Below are 20307 nucleotides of genomic sequence, written 5' to 3'. Positions count from 1 at the left end.
CATGCGTCTCCTCGTTCTCGGCACCGGCGGCATGGCCAACACGCATGCCGAACACTTCTCCGCCATTCCCGGTGTCGAACTGGTCGGCGCCGTGGATGTCGACCCGGCGCGGGCTGCGGCATTCGCCGAGCGCTTCGGGATCGCCCGCATTTTTGCGGACCTGCAGCAGGCGCTCGACTGGGGCGATTTCGACGCAGCCGCCAACGTCACGCCGGACCGGGTCCATCATCCGACCACGCTCGCCCTGCTTGCGGCGGGCAAGCACGTCCTGTGCGAGAAGCCGCTGGCGGAGACCTTCGCCAAGGCGGACGAGATGGCGCAGGCAGCCGAGCGCTCGGGTCTCGTGACCATGGTCAACCTGACCTATCGCAACGTCGCCCCCTTGCAGAAGGCGCGCGAACTGGCGCTGTCCGGTACGCTCGGCACGGTCCGCCACATCGAGGCGTCCTACCTGCAGAGCTGGCTGGTGTCGCGGGCCTGGGGCGACTGGACGACCGAGAGCCAGTGGCTGTGGCGGCTGTCGACGCGGCACGGCTCGAACGGCGTTCTTGGCGACGTCGGCATCCATATCCTGGATTTCGCCGCCTATGGCAGCGGCAGCGAGGTGGAGGCGATCTATGCCCGCATGAAGGCCTTCGACAAGGCGCCGGGCAACCGCATCGGCGAATACGACCTCGACGCGAACGACAGCTTTGCGATGACGGCGGAATTCTCCAATGGCGCGCTGGGGGTGATCCATGCCAGCCGCTGGGCCACCGGCCATCTCAACGAACTGCGTCTGCGCATGCACGGCGACCGGGGCGCGCTGGAGGTGATCCATACGCCGGAGGGTTCGAGCCTGCGGGGCTGCCTCGGCGAGGACGTGGAAACCGCGCGCTGGCGGGACATCGACGGCGGTGCGGTGCCGACCAATTACGAGCGGTTCGCTGTGGCGGTGCGCGAAAGGCGGCAGGTCGAGCCCGGCTTCCGCCATGCCGCAAACCTGCAGAAGGTCCTCGACCTTGCGATCGAGGCGGAGAAGGCGAGGCGCGAACTCGCGGTCTAGGGAGTGGGCCGCCCAGTACTCTGCCTTGCGCCAAGGCAGCCGCCTCGGACGATGCCGGCCCTGATCGGGAGCGTTTTCCGAGGCCGTCAGCCGTCCCCAGCGGACTACCGCGTCTTTTCCTCCAGCCACAACGCCAGCGCGGCCGCGTTGTTGTGGTGTTCGTCGCGGGCGGCGTAGAGGAGCGTCACCGGGCCCTGTGCGATATGGCGGCGGAGCTCCGCCGCGGCCGCCTGCTCGGCTTCGCCTTCCAGTTCCGCGGCGTAGTGCTGGCGGAACTCGTCCCAGCTTTCGGGCCGGGCATGGAAGCGCCGGCGCAGGTCGTCGCTGGGGGAAATGTCCTTCAGCCAAAGATCGACCCGCGCCTTCTCCTTTGCGACGCCGCGCGGCCACAGCCGGTCGACGAGGATGCGCATACCGTCGGAAGGTTCCGGCGTATCGTAGACCCGCTTGATCCGGACAGTCATCTCTTCCTCCTCGATCTGGCGCGGCGGGGCCGCGCGAATCCCGTGTAAAGCATGCACCGCGCCCGCCTGCCGGGCAACACATGCCGCCTCCGAGGCGGCGATCCGCCTGTTCGGTTCTTCGTTGACTTCGCCGATGATGGGAGGACAATGGCCCTGTTACGCGTCGCCAGCAGACAGGAAGGGACGCCTACCATGACCATCGCCAGAAGGCTTCAGGACTATATCGAACGGGAAGGGATCGCCTACGACACCGTCCCGCATCATCGCACCGCCACGACCAGCCAGTCGGCCCAGGCAGCCCATATCCCCGGCAGCAGGCTCGCCAAGACCGTGGTCGTCCACCACGAGATGGGCTATGTGCTCGCCGTCGTCCCCAGCACCCACCGCATCGAGCTCTCCACCCTGCAGGACGTGATCGACCGCAGGCTCGGACTGGCGTCGGAGGAGGAGGTCTGCACGCTCTTTTCGGATTGCGACGAAGGTGCCGCCCCGCCGGTCGGCATGGCCTATGACATCCCGGTCATCCTCGACGAAAGCCTGGGGCGGGTCAGCGACGTCTATTTCGAGGGGGGCGACCACCGGACGCTGGTCCACGTCACCGGCCCCAATTTCCTCAGCCTGATGAAGGACGCCCAGGTCGCCCGTATCAGCCACCCGCATTGAACCGAGCGGGGACATCGTCCGGTGCATCCGGCGTTCGGCCGCCTATTCCTCGGCGCGACCCGTGCCGTCGCGATCCCGGTCGTATCGTCTGGCGAGCGGAAACGGCGGCAGCCAGGCTTCGCGGCGGATGGTCCAGAGTTCGTAGGTCGGCCGGAACTGGTCGGGCGCATCGAGCGATCCGAGGTTTATCTCGATCTCGTCCGCGGTGCGGGCGAAGACCGGCGAGCCGCAGCGGGGACAGAAGAACCGCCCGGCATAGTCGCGCGTCTCGCCCTCAACCGTCACCGCATCCTGCGGGAAGATCGCCGAGGCGTGAAAGAGCGCGCCGTGATGTCTACGGCAGTCGAGGCAATGGCAGATGCCGACCCGATACGGGCTGCCCGAGGCCACAAACCGGACATTGCCGCACAGGCAGCCGCCGGAAAACCGATCCATCTTCACCTCCCTTGCCATCAACGGGACCGAAGGGTTACAGCGACGGCGCCTCGCCTGCAAATGCTGGCTGCTTCGCGGGGACGTCGCATGTCATTGCAACCTTTGTTCATGAAACCTCAGGTAGGCAGCACAACGCGCCCCTTCGGCAACGAAGACGTTGTACCGGAAAGCATCAAAAGACGTAGCGCTGTTGCAGGGAAATGACCGTTCATATGGCGGAATGCCCGCGGTCATGGGTATGCCCTCGACCGAAATGAGGCATTGCAGCGCAGGTGCCGCCGGAGCCACAGTTTGGGCCATACGTCCCGATCGGTGCCGGACAGCTTGATCTGCTCTGAACGGAGGCGGGCAACCGGCAGTGGAGACCCTTCAAACGATGCCGACTTCGATTCTGAGTTCTGCGCGCCGCCAGTTTGGCCGGCGCAGTCGCCAGGTTGGCGCGATCCTTGCGAAAGACGGGTACAAGGGGATTGTCGATCGTGCGCGGTTCATGGCGTCAGACTGGGTCCGGCCACGGAATTCGATGTGGGAGGTCTTCCCCCATGATGTCGTGGCAGCTGATCTGAGCCAGCCCTTCAAGCCGAAAATTCCGAAAGTCGCTCCGGACGAACCGCTTATCATCAACTGGGTGGAGCAACCCGCGGGGCCCGGATCGGGCGGGCATACGACGTGCTATCGAATGGTCAAGTACTTCGACAGGCTCGGATACAAGAACCGTGTCTATCTCTACAACACCTATGGCGCGGATCTGAAGTATTTCGAAGGAATCGCCAGGGATTACTATGGCCTGACCTGCCCGATCGCCGACGTCAGCGAGGGAATGGTGGACGCACATGCGGTCGTCGCCACAGCATGGCCGACCGCCTATGCCGTCTTCAATTCCCGCTGCAGCGGAAAACGCTTCTATTTCGTCCAGGACTACGAGCCCTACTTCGATCCCGTCGGCTCCCAGAGCGTGCTGGCGGAAAACACCTATCGAATGGGTTTTCACGCCATCACCGCCGGCAAGTGGCTGGCGCAGAAACTGTCGAGCGAGTTCGACATGGACGCCGACTACTTTCCGTTCGGCTGCGACACATCCCGCTATGGCTTGAAGCCGGGTGGAAAGAAGCGAACGGGTGTCGCCTTCTACGCCCGGTCGAGTACGCCGAGGCGCGGAACCGAGCTCGGGTTCCTGGCGCTCGAAATACTGGCAAAACGGCTTCCGCAGCTCGAACTGCACATTTTCGGGGAGAAGGTCGGAGGGCTTCCGTTCAAGTCCATCAATCACGGACAGGTCGGGCCGGCTGAACTGAACGATATCTACAACCAGTGCTTTGCCGGACTGAACCTTTCGCTGACCAACGTATCGCTCGTGCCCTACGAGATGCTTGCTGCAGGCTGCATCCCGGTCGTCAACGATGCGGAGCACAACCGCATTGTGCTCGACAACCCTCACGTTCGGTATGCACCCGCCACGCCGCACTCGCTCGCGGCCGCGCTGGAAGCGGTGGTGAACATTCCCGACTTCGAGGCCGTCTCCAGACGCGCCTCCGAAAGTGTCGCTTCGGTCTCCTGGGACAATGCCGGCGCGGCCGTCGAAGCCGCCTTCCGTCGTGTCCTTGCGGCCTGACACGCGAGAGTAAAGCCGGCTGCTTCGAATTGAGTAAACCCGCATGGCACATAAGTTGGTTTCCCGTCAATTGCGACGCCAGGCCGGTCATGTAGACTCTCATTGGGCCAGAACAACGGTACCGTCAGATACTCTTGGGGACAGATCATGGTTTATCTGCATGAAATGGAAGAAAAATTCGGGCTTGTTTCCAGCAATATCGACCGGGAAAAAGGCGCAGAACTTCACCAGAGCTACCAGCAGGCCGATCCGTTCCCGCACATCGTGATCGAGGACTTCCTGCCGCCGAACGTGCTTGAAACCTGCCTGAAGGATTTTCCGGCAGGTTCCGATGCGGCCGAACAGAAATTCGACCGACATCAGGAGCGTCTGAAGGAAAGCTTCAGCCCCGACATCCTGCCTCCGTCCACGCGGCAGATCTTCTATTCGTTCAACTCACGGCCGTTTATCCGGGTGATCGAGAACATCACCGGCATCAAGGGGCTCATCCCCGACCCGTACTTTGCCGGCGCCGGTCTCCACCGCATTCATCAGGGCGGGCACCTGTCGATTCATGCGGACTTCAACCATCACAAGCCGATGAATCTGGAACGTCGCGTCAACATGCTGATCTATCTCAACAAGGACTGGCAAGCGGACTACGGCGGACAGCTCGAACTGTGGAACCAGGAGATGACCCGCTGCGCCCAATCGGTCGTTCCGAGCTTCAACCGATGCGTCATATTCAACACCACGCAAGAGAGCATGCACGGCAATCCGCAGCCGATCAATCACCCCCAGGGCACACCGCGACGCTCGATTGCACTCTACTACTACACCTCGACCTGGGATGACACGAAACGGGACGCAACAACCCAGTTCCGCGTCCGCCCCGGCACGCAGGACCGCGTGGACTGGCGAACGAAGGTCAACGAAATGGCGATGGAACTCGCCCCACCGCTCGTAATGCGCAACTTCCGACGCCTGAAGAAGCATCTGGCGGGTACGCATTAGGTTGGGGCGTCAGGAGCGGTACACTGGGCCTACGACGGAGCATGCCGTCGAGTGTATGCAGGTTCGTACCTTTGCCGAACCCGTTCGGCCCGAAAGTGTTGCCTATGTCTCTGGAATGAACCTGTGGAACTTTGGCGCGCCCGTGAGGATGAAACCGGGCACCGCTATGCTATTGTAGGCGCTCTATAATTTATAGCGACTGCCTGTCCTGGGGTGGATTCCTGCTATTCGCATCGCTGGGCAACGAGGGCGGCCATCGCTGACAAACCAGATGTTGAGCGCCGGGGCAGATTGCGGCAGATTGCAGCCGCGTATCTTGAACCTGGTGGAATCTGAAATGAATGGAATTGGCTACACGATGGTCGGCACGACAGACCTGCCGCGCGCATTGGTGTTCTATGATCCAATATTTGCTGCAATGAGCCTGGATAATTGCTGGCGTGACGAGCGCTCTGCCTCATGGGGCAAGTCCGGTGACGAGAAATTCCCGCGCTTCTTTACAGGCTACCCATTCGATGGCGGTGAAGCTAACGTTGGAAATGGAACGATGACGGCATTCTTGTGCGCCCCCGGCCTCATCGACCAACTTCATGAGCTGGCTTTGGAAAACGGTGGAGTTTGCGAAGGCGCGCCGGGACGGCGTCCACAGTATGGGGATGGATTCTACGGCGCGTATGTTCGCGATCCGGACGGCAACAAACTCGCCTTCGTCTGTTACGATGCTCCATAGGTTCACCTGAGCGGTGAAGAACTCCACTGGCAGCTTTGACGTCCGAAGCCTTCATTGCGAAGGCCGAGTGTCAACGGCTGAAATGAGGTCGTCGGAGGAGTTCCCAGCTTTGTTCCGGAATGGTGGAGACTTGGCGCACCCGACAGGATTCGAACCTGTGACCTTTGGAATCGGAATCCAACACTCTATCCAGCTGAGCTACGGGTGCTAACCGTTTCCGGCGAGGAATCGCCGGGCCGATGGCTGGTTCTTAACCCAGGTCGCGTGCCGCTTCAATCGGCAATTTCGCTTGCCCTGGCGAAACCGGGGGAGGGGGGCGGTTTCTGTGACTGCCGAGGTTCGGCTGGGCGGGCAGGAAAACTCCGCCGTATCCTTGGGGCCGGCGGAGTTTGGCGGGTGTCGGGGCGGCGCCTGCGCGGAGGGTCAGGCCGTCTGCATGGCGCCGGGGCCGGGGATGGCCTTGGGCGGGCACTTGCCGAGGATGATCATGCCGAGCACCTCGTCCTTGGTCACGTCCTCGGTCCGCGCATGGCCGACGACCTGGCCGTTCTTCATCACCGAGACGCGGTCGGCGAGGTCGAAGACGTCGTGGATGTCGTGGCTGATCAGGAAGATGCCGATACCCTCCTTCTTCAACTGCTTGATCAGTTCGCCGACCTGCGCCGTCTCCTGCGGGCCAAGGGCTGCCGTCGGCTCGTCCATGATCAGGATGCGGGCGTCGAACAGGATGGCCCGGGCGATGGCCACCGATTGGCGCTGGCCGCCGGAGAGCGCCTTCACCGGCTCCTTGAAGCGCTGGAAGTTGGGGTTGAGCCGCCCCATCACCTCGCGGGCCTTCGCCTCCATCGCCACGTCGTCCAGCGTGCCCCAGGGGGTGCGCAGCTCGCGGCCGAGATAGAGGTTGGCGGCGGCGTCGACGTTGTCGGCGACGGCGAGCGTCTGGTAGATCGTCTCGATGCCGTATTTCTTGGCGTCGCGCGGATTGTTGATCTCGGCCGGCTCGCCGTTGACCAGGATCTCGCCGGCGTCGCGCCGGTAGGCGCCGGAGAGGATCTTGATCAAGGTCGACTTGCCGGCACCGTTGTGGCCGAGCAGGGCCACGACCTCGCCCGGATGAAGATCGATCGAGGCGTTGTCGACGGCGTGGATGCCGCCGAAGGAGATGGAGATGTTCTTCATTTCCACGAGCGGAGTGCGTTGGTCTGACATGGGCGTACTCCTTCTTACTTGGCTCGGGCGCGGTAGACGGTGTCGAGCCAGACGGCGACGACGAGGACCACACCGACGACGATGCGCTGGAACGGGCTGTCGATGCCGAGAAGCACCATGCCCGACTGCAGCGACTGCATGACGAGGGCGCCGATCATGGCGCCGGCGATGGTGCCGACGCCGCCGGCGAGCGAGGTGCCGCCGATGACGGCGGCGGCGATCGTGTAGAGCTCGTCGAGCTCGCCCTGGGCGTTCGTCGCCGCATTGAGGCGGGCGGTGGAGATTGCCGCCGCGATGGCGCAGAGCACGCCCATCAGCATGAAGATCTTGACGGTCACCCAGCGGGTCTTGATGCCGGCCAGTTCGGCCGCTTCCGGGTTGCCGCCGAGGGCGAAGACGTAGCGGCCGAAGCGCAGGCGGGTGGCGATGAAGGTCATGACGATGCCGACGGCGATCGCCATCAGCACGGGAATGGCGATGCCGTGCGAGATCTGCAGGCCGCCGTCGGGCCAGGCGATGCCGTTGGCGTCGGCATAGCGGCGGGCGATGTTGGTCGGCCAGTAGTAGGCGTTGGCGATGGCGACCGCGCCGAGGACCAGCACGCAGCCGAGCACCGACAGGAAATACTCCGCCCAGACGGGGCGCAGCGGAAAGCCGAAGCGCTTGCGCTGCTTGCGGGAGTTGAGGATCGCGCCGACGATGGCGACGCAGGCGAGGATGCCGACGATCCAGCTGGCGGTCGCGCCGATCGAGCCCTCGGTGCCGCCGCCCATCAGGCGGAAGGTGGCGTTCATGGGCGCAACGGTCTGGCCTGACGTGACAAACCAGGTGGCGCCGCGCCAGACGAGCAGGCCGCCGAGCGTGACGATGAAGGCGGGCACGTTGAGGAAGGCGATGATCGAGCCCTGCAGCGCGCCGATGGCGGCGCCGACGAGGACGCCGCAGCCAAGCGTGATGATCCAGATCGCCGGATGCTCGAGGCCCAGATATTGCGGCAGGATCTTCGCCTGCATGACGCCCATGATCATGCCGCAGAAGCCGAGCACGGAGCCGACCGAGAGGTCGATGTTGCGGGTGACGATGATCAGCACCATGCCGGTCGCCATCACGGCGACGGAGGAGGTCTGCACCGTCAGGTTCCACAGGTTGCGCGGCGTCAGGAACAATCCGCCGGTCAGAAACTGGAAGCCGAGCCAGATGATGACGAGCGCGCCGACCATGCCGAGCAGGCGGGTGTCGATCTCGGTTGCCCGGAAAAAGCGCCGGATCGGATTTTCATCCGCATTCCGGGCGCGGTTTGCCTGGCGTGTTTGTGTGATGTCGGCCATTTCTGTGCCTTTCCCCCCACGTCGTATTTGTTGTTTTTGCCGCTCCCCGCCCGACAGGACGCATGTAGGGAGGTAGCCTGCCCGTGTCGGGTCGCTGCCCTTGCGAGAGGCGTTCGCCCCTCATCCCCCTGCCGGGACCTTCCCCCCGCAAGACGGGGAGAAGGAGCTTGTGGCGCTGCCGGCGACCCCATCGTCCCCTCTCCCGCTTGCGGGAGAGGGGACGATGGGGTCAATGCCTCGACGATACCACTTGTGAAACGTCTGCGCAGGGCTGCCGTGTCGTTCGCACGAGCGCCGCAACGGGTCGCGTTGCGGCGCTCGTGAGGTCGGTTTCACCCTCGTCCGGATGGATCACTTGCAGGCGGCGAGGTCGCCCTTGACGCCCTGGCAGGCTTCGTCCTTGGAGATCCAGCCGGCGTCGATGACGACGTTCAGGTTTTCCTGGGTGATCGGCAGCGGCGCCAGGAAGACCGACTGCATGGCAACGCCCTTCGGACCGCCGTCGAAGGTCGTCACACCGGCGATCTCTTCCATCTTCTTGCCGCCGGCGAGTTCGACGGCGATTTCGGCCGCGCGCTTGCCGAGTTCGCGGCTATCCTTCCAGACCGAGACGGTCTGCGTGCCGAGCGCGATGCGGTTCAGCGCCGCCTTGTCGGCGTCCTGGCCGGAGACTGGCACAGAGCCGGCCAGCCCCTGGGCGTCGAGCGCTGCGATCGCGCCGCCGCCGGTGCCGTCGTTGGAGGCGACGACCGCGTCGACCTTGTTGTCGTTGGCGGTCAGGAACTGCTCCATGTTCTTCTGGGCGATCTCGGGCTTCCAGCCGTCGGTATAGGCTTCGCCGACGTTCTTGATCTTGCCGCCGTCGATCGCTTCCTTCAGCACTTCCATCTGGCCGGAGAAGAGGAAGTCTGCGTTCGGGTCGGCGGAGTTGCCCTTGATGAAGACGTAGTTGCCTTCCGGCTTCACCTTGAACACCTCGCGGGCCTGCATGCGGCCGACTTCCTTGTTGTCGAAGGTGATGTAGAAGGCGGCCGGGTTCTCGATCAGGCGGTCGTAGCCGACGACCGGGATGCCCTCGGCTGCGGCCTTTTCGATCGCCGGGCCGATCGCGTCGGAATCCTGCGCCAGCACGATCAGGGCGTTGGCGCCCTGGGCGATCAGCGATTCGACGTCGGTCAGCTGCTTGGCGGCGGACGACTGGGCGTCGGCCGAGATGTACTTGTCGCCGGAGGCTTCGAGTGCTGCCTTGATCGCGGCTTCGTCGGTTTTCCAGCGCTCTTCCTGGAAGTTCGACCAGGAAACGCCGACCACGAGGTCCTTTGCCTGCGCGACCGAGTGCAGCGATACGATGACAGCAACCCCTGCCATCAGCTTCAGAACTGATTTCATTTCATCCTCCCAAATGAATGCCGGCCGTCCGGACGAACCCTCCCGTCACCGTCGACGACCAACCAGGACACTGCCGCAAATTCCCTGCCCTCAAGCTCTCCCGGAATTTTCTCGACAGTCGAGAAAATAAATGTCAGATGTTGCGAAGGCTGTCAACAAGGGGGTCTGGCCCTTGTGGAGGGTTGCAACTGATGCTTTGGGAGGAGCATTCGTTGGACGTGCGCATCGAGATCGGAGTTCCTGCATGCTGACGCGATCGAGCACCGAGCTGGTGCGTCAGCAAAACAGCGCGCTGGTGCTGGCGTCGCTGCGCCGGCTCGGCGCACAGTCGCATACCGAACTCTCCGCCCGCACCGGCCTTGCCTCCGCCACGGTCTCGGCCATCACCGCCGAGCTGGAGCGGGCCCGGATCATCGAGAGGCTGGAGCACCAGAGCGCCGGCGGCCGCGGCCGCCCGCGGGTGCTCTTCAGCCCGCGACGGGACTGCGGCTATCTCGTCGCCGTGCGCATCTCCTCAGACGTCGTGCAATATTCGCTCGCCGACTATGCGGGCACGCTGATCGATCGCTTCGAGGAGCCGCGCCAGCATGCCGATCCCTCGACGGAGCGGTTCGTCGTCACGTTGCGGGAAGGGCTCGCCAAGGCGCTGCAGCGTTCCGCGCTTGGCCGCGAGCGCGTGCTCGCCGTTTCGATCAGCAGCAAGGGCATCGTCGATCCGACCGCGACGCGGCTCCTCTGGTCGCCGGTCTTCGGGGCCGCGGAGATCGACTTCGCGTCGGTCCTTTGCGAATGGTCCTCCGTCACGCTCAGCAACGAGACGCTGCTCGTCGCCCATGCGCTCGGCCGGCGGGCGGAGAAGGCGGGCGAGGGCGGGCGGTCGCTGGCGGCGCTGTCGCTCGGCCACAGCGTCGGGCTTGGCATCGCCAGCGGTGACGCCGACGGCGACCTCAAGGTGTCCGCCCCCAACTTCGGCCACATGCTGCACGCCACCGACGGCAAGGCCTGTCGCTGCGGCGCGCAGGGCTGCATCGAGGCCTCTGCCGGGTTCTACGGCATCCTGCGCACCGCCTTCGAGGTGCCGCCGGACACGATCCCGGCCAAGTTCGTCCCGCTTGCGGAGATGGACAAGATCGCGCTGCGGGCCCGCCAGGGGCACCGGATGTCGGAATATGCCTTCCGCCAGGCTGGCCTTGCGCTCGGCCAGGGCCTGTCGCGTGTCTTCAGCCTGCACGAGAGCATGCCGGTCACCATCACCGGGCTGGGCGCGCGCTTCATGGATCTCCTGTCGCGTGGGATCGAGGAAGGGCTGATGCAGACACAGCAGGGGCGCCTGCAGGGCATGCCCGCGATCACCATCGCGCCGGACGAGGCGACGCTCGTCTTCGAGGGGCATCTCGACCGGGCGCTGACGCAGGTCGACCGGATGCTCGCAGGAGAACGGCCGGTAACGGGCGACAAGTGACGGGTACAGGGTGAGGGGCGGCGATCCCGCCCGGCCCGGCCGGGGAGCCGGGCGCAAAAAAAAAGGCCGGGCTCGGAGCCCGGCCAGTTGCTGGGAGGAACCGTCGTCAGCAGATCGCGACCTGCCGCTTTTCCTTGACCGATGCCAGCGCCGCATCGGCGATGACGAGCGCTGCGAGACCGTCCGCGCCGGAGGGGGCAAGCGGTGCTCCTTTCTCCAGGGAGGCGATGAAACCGGCGATCTCGTTGGCATAGGCTGCGGTGTAGCGGGTCATGAAGAAATCGTGCAGCGGCGGGCGGGTGTAGCCGTCGCCGGTGGCGACCTCGATGGAAACCGGGCGCTGGTTTTCCGCAGCCACCATGCCCTTCGAGCCGTGCACCTCGATGCGCTGGTCGTAGCCGTAGGTGGCGCGGCGCGAATTGGAGATGATCGCCTGCCGGCCGGACGCCGTCTGCAGGATCACCGAGACGCTGTCATAGTCGCCGGCCGCGCCGATCGCCTTGTCTACCAGCACGGCGGCCGTCGCGGTGACCGCGACCGGCTCCTCGCCGAGCAGGAAGCGGGCCATGTCGAAATCGTGGATGGTCATGTCGCGGAAGATGCCGCCGGAGCGCTTGATATAGTCCACCGGCGGGGCGCCGGGGTCGCGTGAGGTGATCGTGACCATCTCGACGTCCCCGATCCTGCCGGCGTCGATCGCTGCGCGCACGGCCATGAAATGGGGGTCGAAACGACGGTTGAAGCCGACCATCAGCTTGCCGTTCGTCTCCTTGACGACCTTCATGCAGGCGCGCACGCGCTCGACGTCGAGGTCGATCGGCTTTTCGCAGAAGACCGCCTTGCCGGCCCGGCAGAAGCGCTCGATCAGGTCGGCATGGGTATCGGTCGGGGTGCAGATGACGACGGCATCGATGTCGCCTGCCGCCTCGATCTCGTCGATCGTGCGCACGGCGCAGCCATATTGCGCGGCAATCGCCTCGGCGGCCGAAGGAAAGGCGTCGGCAACGGCGACGAGGGTGGCGTCGGGGTTGCCGGATACCGCCTTGGCGTGAACCTTGCCGATGCGGCCGGCGCCGAGGAGACCAAATCTGACGGTCATCTGTCGTGCTCTCATGTAGCCGGACGGTTCCGTCCGGCAGGGGCGGGGCTCTGCGCTTCCCCGGATCGCGCCCGCCGCCAGGCGGGATTCGGGCGAGGATCGGTCCGACATAACCGATATGGAATATGTAGTCTGAATTCTCTCTACCGTGGAATATTCATTCCATTTCGGACCTGTCTCGTCAAGGGCCGGATTGCCGTTTGCATGGTGAAAACATAGCCGCTTCCCGCATCTCCTGCATGGGCGTGCCGCCCGATCGGGCACCATGTTTCATTGGAGACGACAGAACCGGTTTTCCTTTGGCAAGGAATGGCTCTAAGAGGGCACTGGAGAAAAACGGGAGCCAGCCTCATGAAATTCATAGATCCGACCCATCCGGTCTATCGTCCGCTTTGGGTGCGGCTTCTGATCGTGGGGAGCTGCGCGGCCTGGACGGCGGTCGAGTACTATAACGGCCAGGAGACCTGGGGGCTGATCTTCCTTGTCGTCAGCGCCTATGCCTTCGCCCAGCTGATCCTGTTCTACAAGCCGGACGAGGCGCGCATGCCTGAGAAGAAGGCGCCGGAGGAAAAGGCGTCGGAGGAAGACGGCGAGACGTGACGGAGGGCTCCAAGGCGTGTCGCGATCTATTACGCGACATGCTTTAGCGGCGAAGGCCCAGGGACGTCTCCGCCTGCATCCGCCGCAGCGTCTCGTCGATCAGCATGTTGGCGATCATCATGCGCCGCGTGGCGTTTTCCCGCAGCTCCGGCGGCGCGGTGTCGGGGTGGTTGTCGCGGGCGAAGGCACGGCGGATGTCTGCCAGCTGTGCCCGCGTCTCCTTCCCGGTGAGGCCGAGATCGGCGGCGATCGCCTCCGGCCCGGTCCGCAACAGATGCGGCGGCGGCTCGGGCGTGGCCGGCATGGCCTCGGCGGGAGGGTCGGCCTGCGCGACAGGTTCGGCCCGTCCAGGCGCGTCGAAGCCGTCCAGGTCGCGATAGGCGGCTGCGGCAGCGCCCGGCGCGACCGAAGGCCGGCCGGTGGACAGCACGGTGAAGTCCGGATGGGCGCTGCGGACAGCTTCGCCCGTGTCTTCGACGGGGGCGGCCTGCTCGGCGTCCTCTTCTTCCCGCAGGCGTTCCAGCACGCTCTCGAATACGCTCTTGCCGAACATCCGTCGTCCTCAGCCGTCCGCACGGTCCGGAAAGAGCATCCGGCTGCGCTGGAGAATCAGATCATAGAACAGCTTGGCGCTCGGCGGCAGCTCCCGGCCTTTGACCGAGATGAGGCTGTAGGGCTTGATGTCGATGTCGAAGTCGGTCTTCAGGATGCGCACCTCGCTCGGACCCCCGCCGTTCCCCGTGACGAACTCGGCCATGTCGAGGGCGATCGGGGCGATCGCATTGGAGGAACAGACGAGCGCCACCGTCAGGAGCAGCGAGGCGGTGTTGACCACCGTCGCCGGCAGGGGAACGTCGCCGGCGATGAAGAGCTCCTCGACCCGCCGGCGCAGCAGCGTTCCCGGCGGCTGGAACACCCAGTCGTAGGAGGGCAGGTCCGTCAGCGACACGGTATCCTTCTCGGTCAGCGGATGCCCCTTGCGCACGATCAGGCAGGCCTTCTCCACCCCGATCTCCTGGACGTGGAAGAGGCGCGGGTCGAGGTCGTCGGGCACGCGCGCCATGATGAAGTCGTGCCTCGAGGAGATCAGCTCGCGGGCCAGCACGTTGCTCGTCTCGATGCGGACGTTGACCTCAATGCCGGGATAGGCGGCGCTGACCTGCTGGATCGCGGGCACGGCGAGGCTGATCGCCGGTGCCGCCACCGTGCCGAGGAAGACCGTGCCGCCGGCGCCGGATTTCAGCGCGGCGATTTCCCGGTCGACCTCGTCCAGTTCCAGCAGGATGGTGCGGGCGCGGCGGGCGAAGGCCTGGCCGAACTGGGTGAGTTCGACCCCGCGCGAAACCCGTTCACAGAGCGGAACCTTCACGATACTCTCCATCTCCGTCAGCATTCGCGACGCCGCCGGCTGGGAGATGTTGAGGGCCGCGGCCGCCGCGCTGACCTGCTTGTGCTGGTCGATCGCGACGATCATGCGCAGGTGGTTCAGCTTCAGTCCCGAGCGCAGCAGCCCGACGCCGAGCTGGTCGTCCGCGGGGCGCTCGGGCGTCGGCTGGCCGACGAATATGGCTTCGTGCATGTGTTAACCGTGTTCCTTCACGCAAAAATCATATCATTGGCGATCAGTATATCGTTTTTGGTATGGGATTAGAAGCTTATTGTATTTGACAGATATAGCGTTTCGGTAGAGTTTGCCGCCAGGTGCGCTCGTGCCCAAGGGAGTTGAGGCCGGGAGGGGTAATTATCCTTTTCCTCCGTTGGAAACCGTCGTCTGCGACAGCGGGCAGCGAAGCACTGAATTCGGTCTGGACGTGGAGTCAGGCCTGTACAAGGGAGAGACTTTATAATGAAATTGATCACTTCGCTTCTTGCTGCGGCTGCCATCAGCGTGGCGTCGTTTGCTGTCCCTGCGTTTGCGCAGGACAAGGGCACCGTCGGCATCTCCATGCCGACCAAGACCTCGACCCGCTGGATTTCCGACGGCGAGACCATGGAGAAGCTGTTCACGGAGGCCGGCTACACGGCCGACCTGCAGTTCGCCGACGACGACATTCCGAACCAGCTGGCCCAGATCGAGAACATGGTCACCAAGGGTGCCAAGGTCCTCGTCATCGGCGCCATCGACGGCACCACGCTGTCCGACATCCTGGCCAAGGCGCACGACGCCGGCGTCAAGGTGATCGCCTATGACCGCCTCATCCGCGATTCGGGCAATGTCGACTACTACGCCACCTTCGACAACTTCCAGGTCGGCGTCCTGCAGGCGACCAGCCTCGTCGACGGCCTGAAGGCCCAGTTCGGCGACGTCAAGCCGTGGAACGTCGAGCTCTTCGGCGGTTCGCCTGACGACAACAACGCCTTCTTCTTCTACGATGGCGCGATGTCGGTTCTGCAGCCGCTGATCGACAGCGGCGATATCGTCATCAAGTCCGGCCAGCAGGGCATGGACCAGGTCGGCACGCTGCGCTGGGATGGTGCGGTCGCCCAGGCCCGCATGGAAAACCTGCTGTCCTCGACGTACACGGATGCACAGGTTCATGGCGTCCTGTCGCCCTATGACGGGCTGTCCATCGGTATCCTCTCGGCCCTGAAGGGCGTCGGCTACGGCTCGGGCGACCAGAAGATGGCGATCGTCACCGGTCAGGACGCCGAGCTGCCGTCGGTCAAGTCGATCCTTTCCGACGAGCAGTACTCGACGGTGTTCAAGGATACCCGCGAGCTCGCCAAGGTCGCCGTCAACATGACGGACGCCATCCTCGGCGGCAAGGAGCCGGAAGTGAACGACACCAAGACCTACGACAACGGCGTCAAGGTCATTCCGTCCTACCTGCTGAAGCCGGTCGCCGTAGACAAGTCCAACGCCAAGGACATCCTGGTCGGCGCGGGCTACTACACCGAAGATCAGATCAACAACTGATAGCGGTCTGAAATCGGAGGGTCCGCGATCGGTTGCGGACCCTTTTATCTTGGCGGGGGAGCCTGTAGACTCTGGCTCCAGACCGTCGCACGCAGAATGCTGCGGGAATGCCTGAACATGGACAACATCATCCTCGAAATGCGGAGCATCACCAAGACGTTTCCAGGCGTCAAGGCGCTCGACGACGTCAGCTTCAAGGTCCGCGAAGGTGAGATCCACGCGCTGGTCGGCGAAAACGGTGCCGGCAAGTCGACCCTGATGAAAGTGCTGAGCGGCGTCTATCCTGCCGGCACCTACGAGGGCGAAATCCACTATGACGGCGAACTGCGCCGCTTCGCCACGATCGCCGACAGCGAAGAACTCGGCATCATCATCATCCACCAGGAGCTGGCGCTGGTGCCGCTGCTCTCGATCGCCGAGAACATCTTCCTCGGCAACGAGATCGCCACCAATGGCGTGATCCACTGGCCGCAGACGTTTGTCCGCACGCAGGATCTCCTGAAGAAGGTGGGGCTGACGGAATCGCCGGCCACCCTCATCACCGACATCGGCGTCGGCAAGCAGCAGCTGGTCGAGATCGCCAAGGCGTTGTCGAAGAAGGTGCGCCTGCTGATCCTCGACGAGCCGACCGCGTCGCTGAACGAAAAGGATTCCGAGGCGCTTTTGAAGCTCCTGATGGAGTTCCGCGCCCAGGGCATGACCTCGATCATCATTTCGCACAAGCTGAACGAGATCAAGAAGGTCGCCGACAAGATCACGATCCTGCGCGACGGCGGCACGGTGGAGACGCTGGACTGTCACAAGGAAGACATCAGCGAGGACCGGATCATCAAGGGCATGGTCGGCCGCGACATGGAAGACCGCTATCCGCCGCGCCAGCCGAAGATCGGCGAGAATCTGCTGGAAGTGAAGAACTGGAACGTCTTCCACCAGCATCACCGCGACCGGCAGTTCCTGCACGACATCCATTTCAACGTCCGCGCCGGCGAGGTCGTCGGCATCGCCGGGCTGATGGGCGCGGGCCGCACCGAGACCGCGATGAGCCTGTTCGGCAAGTCCTGGGGCCACAAGATCACCGGCGAAGTCTATATGCGCGGCAAGCCGGTCGACGTCAGCACGATCCCGAAGGCGATCGACGCGGGGCTGGCCTACGTCACCGAGGACCGCAAGCATCTCGGTCTCGTGCTGATGAACAACATCAAACAGAACACCACGCTGTCGAACCTCGAGGCCGTCTCCAAGAACGGCATCATCGACGACCACAAGGAAACGAAGGTCGCCACCGACTACCGCTCGAAGCTGCGCATCCGCTCGCATTCGATCTATCAGGAGACGGTGAACCTCTCCGGCGGCAACCAGCAGAAGGTGGTGCTGTCGAAATGGCTGTTCACCAATCCGGAGGTGCTGATCCTCGACGAGCCCACCCGCGGCATCGACGTCGGCGCCAAGTTTGAAATCTACAGTATCATCAACCAGCTTGCAGCCGAGGGTAAAGGCATTCTGATGATCTCTTCGGAGATGCCCGAGCTGCTTGGAACCTGCGATCGCATCTATGTCATGAATGAAGGACGTATCGTCGCGGAGCTTTCCAAGGAGGAGGCAAGCCAAGAATCCATCATGCGCGCCATCATGCGCTCCGGGGAGAAACACTAATGGTCGCCGATACCAGCGCTCCAACTTCGAAACCGTCCATCGGGGACTATCTCAAGAACAATATCCGTGAGTACGGCCTGCTCGTCGCGCTCGTGGTTATCATGGTGTTCTTCCAGATCTTGACGAACGGCGTCCTGTTCCGGCCGGTCAACATCACCAACCTGGTGCTGCAGAACTCGTTCATCGTCATCATGGCGCTGGGCATGCTCTTGATCATCGTCGCCGGGCACATCGACCTGTCGGTCGGCTCGATCGTCGCCTTCATCGGCGCGATTTCGGCGATCATGCTGGTGAAATGGGGCCTGCCCGCCATCGTCGTGGTTCCGGCATGTCTCATCGTCGGGGCCATCATGGGGGCGGCGCAAGGCTACTGGGTGGCCTACCAGAAGATCCCTGCCTTCATCGTCACGCTGGCCGGCATGCTCGTCTTCCGCGGCATGACCTATGTCGTGCTCGGTGGCCGCCCGATCGGTCCGTTCCCGAAGGAATTCCAGATCCTCTCGACCGGCTTCGTGCCCGACTTCCTGTACTTCCTCAATCCCGCGCCCGAGACCATCAAGAACATGGTCGCGCTGGTGGCCGTCGTCGTCCTCGTCGCGCTGGCGATCTGGGCCGGATTCCGCAGCCGGCGGATCAACGAGGCGCATGGAACGGAGAACGAGCCCTTCGTGTTCTTCGCAATCCAGATGGCCGTGATCACCGTCGTAGCGCTGTTCATCGGCTTCCAGCTCTCGACCTATCGCGGCCTGCCGAACGTGCTGGTCGTCATGGGCGTGCTGATCGCGCTCTATTCCTTCGTCACCACCCGCTCGACCGTCGGCCGGCGCATCTACGCCATGGGCGGCAACGAGAAGGCGGCGAAGCTTTCGGGCATCAACACCGAGCGGCTGACCTTCTACACCTTCGCCAACATGGGCGTGCTGGCCGCACTCGCCGGCATGATCATCACCGCGCGCCTCAACTCGGCGACGCCGAAGGCGGGCGTCGGCTTCGAGCTGGACGTGATCGCGGCCTGCTTCATCGGCGGCGCCTCGGCTTCCGGCGGCGTCGGCAAGATCACCGGCGCCGTGATCGGCGCCTTCATCATGGGCGTGATGAACAACGGCATGTCGATCATGGGCATCGGCATCGACTACCAGCAGCTGATCAAGGGTCTGGTGCTGCTCGCTGCCGTGTTCTTCGACGTCTACCAAAAGAACAAGGGCTGATCGGCCCAGCGCCGGACAGCCGCACCGTCGTCAACCAATCGGGCCGCGGGGCGGTCGGGCGGCGCGGCAACTGTCGCGCCGGTGGCGGAGCCTTGCGGAGGCGAGCCGTCGCGAACGAACAAGGACAAGGACCATGCTGGTATCACAGTTGAAGAATGCCGACGGCTCGATCACGGTGGCCGCACGCGAGGACGGGCAGGGCGCCCGAGCCGTCAGGAACGCAGCGAGCCTGCATGCGCTGGCGATGGAAGCCGCCGACGGCGGCAAGAGCCTGAAGGCGGTGATCGAGGCGCACGGCTATGGCGAGGCGATCGACCTGGAGAAGGCCTATGCCGAAGGCCGGCTGATCTCGCCGATCACCCATCCCGACCCCGCCCATCTGCACCTGACCGGCACCGGCCTGACGCATCTGGGCTCGGCTGCCACCCGTGACGCGATGCACAAGAAGACGACCGAGGCCGCCGCCGAGACGCTGACCGATTCCATGAAGATGTTCAGGATGGGTCTCGAAGGTGGCAAGCCGAAGCCGGGCGAAAAGGGCGTGCAGCCGGAATGGTTCTACAAGGGCAACGGCACGCAGGCCGTGGCCCCGGGCGGCGCGCTGACCTCGCCCTCCTTTGCCGAGGATGGCGGCGAGGAGCCGGAAATGGCCGGCATCTACATCATCTCGTCGAAGGGCCAGCCCTTCCGCCTCGGCTTCGCCGTCGCCAACGAATTTTCCGACCACGTCACCGAGCGGGTGAACTACCTGTGGCTGGCCCATTCCAAGCTGCGCCAGGCGAGCTTCGGCCCGGAGATCCGCATCGGGGCTGCGCCTGACGACATTCGCGGCTTCTCGCGCATCGTCCGCGACGGCAAGGTCTTGTGGGAAAAGCCATTCCTGTCGGGCGAAGCGAACATGTCGCACACCTTCGCCAACCTCGAATACCATCATTTCAAGTACGACCTGTTCCGCCAGCCGGGCGAGGTGCATGTGCACATGTTCGGTACCGCGACGCTGTCGTTCGGCGACGGCGTCAAGACGCAGGAAGGTGACGTCTTCGAGATCGGCGCCGACGGTTTCGGCCTGCCGCTGCGCAATCCCCTGGCAATTGCCAAGGAAGAAAAGATCGAAATCCGGCAACTCTAGAGCAACTCCGGTGGAATGGTTCACCAGAATTGCTCCAGATTGTAGTTTTTGCCGCATTGTCCGACGTCGAAGCGATCCCGTTTCGGCTGGAAATGCTCCAGTAACAGACCCGGGCGCGGCGTCCGCGCCGGGTCGCGATGAGACAGGAGGGCCTTGCCCATGACCATCCACCAGAACCTGATCGCCGGCGAATGGGTCGGCAGCGATGCGATCAAGAACATCAACCCGTCGAACACCAACGACGTGGTCGGCGAATATGCCCGTGCGTCCGCCGACGATGCCAAGGCGGCGATCGCCGCCGCCAAGGCCGCCTTTCCGGGCTGGTCGCGTTCCGGCATCCTCGAGCGCCATGCGATCCTGAAGAAGACCGC

Annotated in this window: 21 protein-coding genes and 1 tRNA gene; 12 read left to right on the top strand and 10 right to left on the bottom strand. The window is 64.0% G+C overall.

Annotated features, from left to right (window positions below):
- Position 1: 1 nt before the first annotated feature.
- Positions 2–1045, top strand: a complete 1044-nt coding sequence (locus OCK02_RS05955; protein ID WP_263812243.1) for a Gfo/Idh/MocA family protein — start codon at positions 2–4, stop codon at positions 1043–1045.
- Between the two features lie 104 nt (positions 1046–1149).
- Here the strand turns inward: OCK02_RS05955 and OCK02_RS05950 are convergent, their stop codons facing one another.
- Positions 1150–1509, bottom strand: coding sequence for a DUF488 domain-containing protein (locus OCK02_RS05950; protein ID WP_263812242.1), 360 nt, complete (start codon positions 1507–1509; stop codon positions 1150–1152).
- A gap of 192 nt (positions 1510–1701) precedes the next feature.
- Here OCK02_RS05950 and OCK02_RS05945 point away from each other — a divergent pair, with 192 nt between their 5' ends.
- Complete coding sequence (locus OCK02_RS05945) at positions 1702–2172, top strand: aminoacyl-tRNA deacylase (protein WP_230807082.1); 471 nt, start codon at positions 1702–1704, stop codon at positions 2170–2172.
- Between the two features lie 42 nt (positions 2173–2214).
- On the opposite strand, the gene OCK02_RS05940 is transcribed toward OCK02_RS05945, so the two are convergent.
- The gene (locus tag OCK02_RS05940) at positions 2215–2607 is read right to left on the bottom strand and encodes a GFA family protein (protein WP_263812241.1); all 393 of its coding nucleotides are present in this window, start codon (positions 2605–2607) and stop codon (positions 2215–2217) included.
- 679 nt (positions 2608–3286) lie between these two features.
- Between OCK02_RS05940 and OCK02_RS05935 the strand changes: the two genes are divergently transcribed.
- From OCK02_RS05935 to OCK02_RS05925, 3 genes are all read left to right on the top strand, one after another.
- A complete protein-coding gene (locus tag OCK02_RS05935) occupies positions 3287–4219 on the top strand; it encodes a glycosyltransferase family 1 protein (RefSeq protein WP_263812240.1) in 933 nt (310 codons plus the stop codon).
- 147 nt (positions 4220–4366) lie between these two features.
- Complete coding sequence (locus OCK02_RS05930; RefSeq protein ID WP_263812239.1) at positions 4367–5212, top strand: 2OG-Fe(II) oxygenase; 846 nt, start codon at positions 4367–4369, stop codon at positions 5210–5212.
- A 325-nt stretch (positions 5213–5537) separates the two neighbouring features.
- Positions 5538–5942: a VOC family protein gene (locus tag OCK02_RS05925; RefSeq protein ID WP_263812662.1), complete on the top strand. Its 405-nt coding sequence runs from the start codon at positions 5538–5540 to the stop codon at positions 5940–5942.
- 131 nt (positions 5943–6073) lie between these two features.
- Here the strand turns inward: OCK02_RS05925 and OCK02_RS05920 are convergent.
- The 4 genes from OCK02_RS05920 to xylF form a co-directional block, all read right to left on the bottom strand.
- Positions 6074–6150 (bottom strand) — tRNA-Arg (locus OCK02_RS05920).
- A gap of 215 nt (positions 6151–6365) precedes the next feature.
- Positions 6366–7151: an ATP-binding cassette domain-containing protein gene (locus OCK02_RS05915; RefSeq protein WP_263812238.1), complete on the bottom strand. Its 786-nt coding sequence runs from the start codon at positions 7149–7151 to the stop codon at positions 6366–6368.
- A 14-nt stretch (positions 7152–7165) separates the two neighbouring features.
- Entirely contained in the window at positions 7166–8479 is a 1314-nt protein-coding gene (locus tag OCK02_RS05910; protein ID WP_263812237.1) for a sugar ABC transporter permease, read from the bottom strand.
- 351 nt (positions 8480–8830) lie between these two features.
- Entirely contained in the window at positions 8831–9868 is a 1038-nt protein-coding gene (gene xylF / locus OCK02_RS05905; protein WP_230808015.1) for a D-xylose ABC transporter substrate-binding protein, read from the bottom strand.
- Positions 9869–10112: 244 nt separating this feature from the next.
- Between xylF and OCK02_RS05900 the strand changes: the two genes are divergently transcribed.
- The gene (locus OCK02_RS05900; protein ID WP_263812236.1) at positions 10113–11330 is read left to right on the top strand and encodes an ROK family transcriptional regulator; all 1218 of its coding nucleotides are present in this window, start codon (positions 10113–10115) and stop codon (positions 11328–11330) included.
- 106 nt (positions 11331–11436) lie between these two features.
- On the opposite strand, the gene iolG is transcribed toward OCK02_RS05900, so the two are convergent.
- A complete protein-coding gene (gene iolG / locus OCK02_RS05895) occupies positions 11437–12429 on the bottom strand; it encodes an inositol 2-dehydrogenase (protein WP_263812235.1) in 993 nt (330 codons plus the stop codon).
- A 351-nt stretch (positions 12430–12780) separates the two neighbouring features.
- Here iolG and OCK02_RS05890 point away from each other — a divergent pair, with 351 nt between their 5' ends.
- Positions 12781–13029 carry a hypothetical protein gene (locus tag OCK02_RS05890; RefSeq protein ID WP_263812234.1) on the top strand — a complete coding sequence of 83 codons (249 nt, stop codon included), beginning with the start codon at positions 12781–12783 and terminating at the stop codon, positions 13027–13029.
- 43 nt (positions 13030–13072) lie between these two features.
- Here OCK02_RS05890 and OCK02_RS05885 read toward each other — a convergent pair whose 3' ends face one another.
- Positions 13073–13582: a hypothetical protein gene (locus OCK02_RS05885; protein ID WP_263812233.1), complete on the bottom strand. Its 510-nt coding sequence runs from the start codon at positions 13580–13582 to the stop codon at positions 13073–13075.
- A 9-nt stretch (positions 13583–13591) separates the two neighbouring features.
- Entirely contained in the window at positions 13592–14608 is a 1017-nt protein-coding gene (locus tag OCK02_RS05880; RefSeq protein WP_263812232.1) for a LysR family transcriptional regulator, read from the bottom strand.
- A 267-nt stretch (positions 14609–14875) separates the two neighbouring features.
- Here OCK02_RS05880 and chvE point away from each other — a divergent pair, with 267 nt between their 5' ends.
- The 4 genes from chvE (at position 14876) to araD1 (ending at position 19936) form a co-directional block, all read left to right on the top strand.
- On the top strand, positions 14876–15946 hold the full coding sequence (gene chvE, locus OCK02_RS05875) for a multiple monosaccharide ABC transporter substrate-binding protein (RefSeq protein ID WP_263812231.1): 1071 nt from the start codon (positions 14876–14878) through the stop codon (positions 15944–15946).
- Between the two features lie 117 nt (positions 15947–16063).
- Complete coding sequence (gene mmsA / locus OCK02_RS05870; protein ID WP_263812230.1) at positions 16064–17599, top strand: multiple monosaccharide ABC transporter ATP-binding protein; 1536 nt, start codon at positions 16064–16066, stop codon at positions 17597–17599.
- The gene (gene mmsB / locus OCK02_RS05865) at positions 17599–18807 is read left to right on the top strand and encodes a multiple monosaccharide ABC transporter permease (protein ID WP_230808023.1); all 1209 of its coding nucleotides are present in this window, start codon (positions 17599–17601) and stop codon (positions 18805–18807) included. Before mmsA ends, mmsB begins: the two co-directional genes overlap by 1 nt.
- A gap of 133 nt (positions 18808–18940) precedes the next feature.
- Positions 18941–19936, top strand: coding sequence for an AraD1 family protein (gene araD1 / locus OCK02_RS05860; protein WP_230808024.1), 996 nt, complete (start codon positions 18941–18943; stop codon positions 19934–19936).
- A gap of 20 nt (positions 19937–19956) precedes the next feature.
- Here the strand turns inward: araD1 and OCK02_RS05855 are convergent, their stop codons facing one another.
- Entirely contained in the window at positions 19957–20097 is a 141-nt protein-coding gene (locus OCK02_RS05855) for a hypothetical protein (RefSeq protein ID WP_263812229.1), read from the bottom strand.
- Here OCK02_RS05855 and OCK02_RS05850 point away from each other — a divergent pair.
- A partial coding sequence (locus OCK02_RS05850) for an aldehyde dehydrogenase family protein (RefSeq protein ID WP_263812228.1) occupies positions 20096–20307 on the top strand: 212 nt, incomplete at its 3' end. The genes OCK02_RS05855 and OCK02_RS05850 overlap by 2 nt on opposite strands.

The sequence above is a fragment of the Rhizobium sp. TRM96647 genome, from assembly GCF_025780115.1.
In the GTDB taxonomy this organism is placed as follows: domain Bacteria; phylum Pseudomonadota; class Alphaproteobacteria; order Rhizobiales; family Rhizobiaceae; genus Mycoplana.
The sequence above is the reverse complement of the archived record's forward strand: the minus strand, read 5'-3'. Positions and strand labels throughout refer to the sequence as shown.